The sequence below is a fragment of the uncultured Algibacter sp. genome (assembly GCF_963976535.1).
GTDB lineage: Bacteria > Bacteroidota > Bacteroidia > Flavobacteriales > Flavobacteriaceae > Algibacter_B.
The window spans coordinates 1-3858 of the sequence record NZ_CAXBLF010000113.1 but is presented as its reverse complement, the minus strand read 5'-3'; the positions used below and the strand labels follow the sequence as shown (position 1 = coordinate 3858).

The following is a 3858-nucleotide window of genomic DNA, read 5'->3' as shown; positions in this document are numbered from 1 at the left end:
TATATATATATATATGATGTCTTGTCTTTAAAAAACCTTTCGATGCCCTCAAAGTGACATCTTCAATAAATTAAATATTATTTATGATAATACTTGCTGTACTTTATCAGCAGCTTCTTGAAACTCTGTAGCACTCATTACATCCAATCCTGAATTATCAATTAACTCTTTAGCAATATCAGCATTAGTTCCTTGTAAACGCACAATGATTGGCACATTTATAGTTCCCATATTCTTATACGCATCAATAACACCCTGAGCAACACGATCACAACGTACAATACCACCAAAAATATTAATAAGAATTGCTTTAACCGCTGGATCTTTTAATATGATTTTAAATGCCGCTTCAACACGAGCAGCATCAGCAGTACCACCAACATCTAAAAAGTTAGCTGGCTCTCCTCCTGCTTGTTTTATTAAATCCATTGTAGCCATGGCTAAACCTGCTCCATTCACCATACAACCAACATTTCCTTCTAGATCAACATAGTTTAAACCAAGTTCACCAGCTTCAACTTCAATAGCACTTTCTTCACGAACATCTCGTAAATCAACATAGTTTTTATGTCTAAATAAAGCATTATCATCAATCGTTACTTTAGCATCAACAGCCATTATTTTATTATCACTAGTTTTTAAAACTGGATTGATTTCAAATAAAGAGGAATCAGATTTTACATAAGCTGTATAAAGATTAGTAACAAATTTTGTCATTTCTTTAAACGCCATTCCAGATAATCCTAAATTAAAAGCAACGCGTCTTGCTTGAAATGGCATTAAACCTACAGTAGGATCAACTTCTTCAGTAAAAATTAAATGTGGCGTTTCTTCTGCAACTGTTTCAATATCCATTCCACCTTCAGTAGAATACATAATCATATTACGTCCAGTTCCTCTGTTTAATAAAACCGACATATAAAACTCGTTCGTTTCAGTTTCACCAGGATAATATACATCTTCAGCAACTAAAACTTGATGAACACGCTTACCTTCAGCTGAAGTTTGAGGTGTAATCAAATTCATTCCTATAATTTGTCCTGCAATCTCTTCAACCTCTTTTAAGTTTTTAGCAATTTTAACACCGCCACCTTTTCCTCTTCCTCCTGCATGCACTTGTGCTTTTATAACGTGCCAACTCGTTCCAGTTTCATTAGTTAATTGCTTTGCAGCAACAACTGCCTCTTGTGCATTTTGGGCAACGATACCGCGTTGTATGCGCACTCCAAAACTGCTTAATATTTCTTTACCTTGGTATTCGTGTAAATTCATAATATCGCTTCTTTTTTAAGATTCACAAATGTAAATAATAGCGTTTACTTACCCTAATATTTAATTGCGAAAACTTTGAAAATTAATACTTGAGTCAATATTGTTAAATAATTAACAAAATGTTTAATTTGTAGTGTTTTTTATTTATTTATTTTTTTATAAGTTTCAATAGAAATATCTTTGACAAAAATTAGAAAATCTATGTTGGATAATCAGTTACTTAAAATTGCTCAAGAGTTTGGAAGTCCCGTTTATGTTTATGATGCTGAAAAAATTGAAGGTCAGTATAAAAGACTAACCAACGCATTTAAAGGTGTTAAGAGACTAAAACTTAATTACGCTGTTAAAGCATTGTCTAACATTTCTATATTAAAGCTTTTTAAGTCACTCGGATCTGGTATTGACACCGTTTCAATTCAAGAAGTTCAATTAGGATTAGCTGCTGGATTTTCTCCGGAGGAAATTATTTTCACACCAAATGGAGTAGCATTAGATGAGATAGAACAAGCTGCAAAATTAGGTGTTAAAATTAACATTGATAATTTATCTATTTTAGAACAATTTGGCACGAAGCATCCAAAAGTTCCTGTATGTATTCGTATTAACCCTCACGTTATGGCTGGTGGAAATGCTAATATTTCTGTTGGACATATCGATTCTAAATTTGGAATTTCAATCCATCAAATACCTCATATATTAAGAATTGTTGAAAATACTAAAATGACTATCAACGGTATTCACATGCATACGGGTAGTGATATTTTAGATATTGAAGTTTTCTTATATGCTAGCGAAATATTATTTGATACCGCTAAACAATTTAAAAATTTAGATTTCATCGATTTTGGATCAGGATTTAAAGTGCCTTATAAACTAGGTGATATTGAAACTAATATTGAAGAATTAGGTAAAAAACTGTCCTCAAGGTTTAATGCCTTTTGTGCAGCTTATGGCAAGGATTTAACTTTAGCTTTTGAACCTGGTAAATTTTTGGTTAGCGAATCTGGCAGATTTTTAACTAAAGTAAACGCTGTAAAACAAACCACTTCAACGGTTTTTGCTCAAGTTGATTCTGGGTTTAATCATTTAATACGCCCTATGCTTTATGGATCTCATCATGATATCGTTAATATATCTAACCCAAAAGGCAGAGAGCGTTTTTATACGGTTGTAGGTTATATTTGTGAAACAGACACTTTTGGAAACAATAGGCGCATTAACGAAATTAATGAAGGTGATATTTTGTGTTTTAAAAATGCTGGTGCTTACTGCTTCTCTATGGCAAGTAATTACAATTCAAGATTCCGACCTGCTGAAGTTTTATGGTTTAACAACAAAGCGCATTTAATTAGAAAAAGAGAAACCTTTGAAGATATTTTAAGTAATCAAATTGAAGTTGATTTTAATTCAAAAAAAGAAGTCGTACTCGCAAAATAATAACCTTTTCTCAACTCAAAAATCTCTTTAAAACTATTTAGTTTCAAAGAGATTTTTTTTTTAAAATAAATGGAGGTTCTTTAACGTTACTCATAAAATCAGTCTATTTTTGAAAAAACAATAATTTTAATGGATTTCACAAACCCTCTAGTATACGGTGTTCCTCTTTTTCTAGTTTTCATTTTGCTCGAATTATTATATAGCAAACAGCATAAAGAACAAAAGGATTTATACAGTTGGAAAGATTTAACAGCTAGTCTTGCCATGGGGATAGGGTCTGCTATATTGGCGCCTATAGCCAAAACAATAGCGTTTATATTAGTCTTTTCCATTACCTACGAAATCTTTAATCCCGAAGTAAATGGTATTCGCACAAATATAATGGGCTGGGAATCTTTTGGTTATGCTTGGTATGTATGGATACTTTGCCAATTAGCTGATGATTTTAGTTATTACTGGTTTCATCGCCAAAATCATAATGTCCGTTTTTTATGGGCAGCACATATTGTTCATCATTCATCAGATAAATTTAATTTAGGTACTGCCGTAAGAAACGGTTGGTTTACTATTTTTTACAAACCCTTTTTCTATATGTGGATTCCTGCACTTGGTTTTCCTCCAGAAATGCTCGTTGTCTCTTTAGGTATTGAGGCTTTATGGCAATTTCAGTTGCACTCGGTATATGTTCCTAAATTAGGCATTATCGAAAGGGTTTTTAATACACACACCATGCATCAGGTTCATCATGCTCAGAATATTGAATATATGGACAAAAACCATGGCGGTTTTTTGAATATTTTCGATAAACTTTTTGGCACTTGGAAAGAGTTGGATGAAACCATAGATATAAAATATGGGGTTACACATGCCCCTAAATCATACAATCCTTTAGTTATTTTAACACATGAATATAAAGATATTTGGAACGACATGAAAAAGTCTAAAAACTGGTATCATAAATTCATGTATGCCTTTGCGCCTCCTGGATGGAGTCATGATGGAAGTACACTAACTATAAAGCAACAGCAAAAGCTTTTAAAAACAAATAATAAAAACGCTTAACACTTGTTAAGTTCTATTTTCAATAGTGTCCTATTAAAATTTGTAAGATAGTCCGAACGATAGATTGGGTATAGGCTAAAAGATTTT

General features: G+C 32.3%; 3 protein-coding genes. 2 read left to right on the top strand and 1 reads right to left on the bottom strand.

The features are described from left to right. Nucleotides 1-81 precede the first annotated feature (81 nt). On the bottom strand, nucleotides 82-1272 hold the full coding sequence (gene sucC / locus AAC024_RS15795) for an ADP-forming succinate--CoA ligase subunit beta (protein ID WP_339896451.1): 1191 nt from the start codon (nucleotides 1270-1272) through the stop codon (nucleotides 82-84). 201 nt (nucleotides 1273-1473) lie between these two features. On the opposite strand from sucC, the gene lysA reads away from it, so the two are divergent. Both lysA and AAC024_RS15785 read left to right on the top strand, forming a co-directional pair. After that, nucleotides 1474-2709, top strand: a complete 1236-nt coding sequence (gene lysA, locus AAC024_RS15790; RefSeq protein ID WP_339896452.1) for a diaminopimelate decarboxylase — start codon at nucleotides 1474-1476, stop codon at nucleotides 2707-2709. A gap of 129 nt (nucleotides 2710-2838) precedes the next feature. After that, complete coding sequence (locus tag AAC024_RS15785; RefSeq protein ID WP_339896450.1) at nucleotides 2839-3771, top strand: sterol desaturase family protein; 933 nt, start codon at nucleotides 2839-2841, stop codon at nucleotides 3769-3771. Nucleotides 3772-3858 lie beyond the last annotated feature (87 nt).

Coding starts and splice junctions, on each gene's coding strand:
- sucC (WP_339896451.1), bottom strand. CDS start 1,272: ATGAATTTACACGAATACCAAGGTAAAGAAATATTAAGCAGTTTTGGA.
- lysA (WP_339896452.1), top strand. CDS start 1,474: ATGTTGGATAATCAGTTACTTAAAATTGCTCAAGAGTTTGGAAGTCCC.
- AAC024_RS15785 (WP_339896450.1), top strand. CDS start 2,839: ATGGATTTCACAAACCCTCTAGTATACGGTGTTCCTCTTTTTCTAGTT.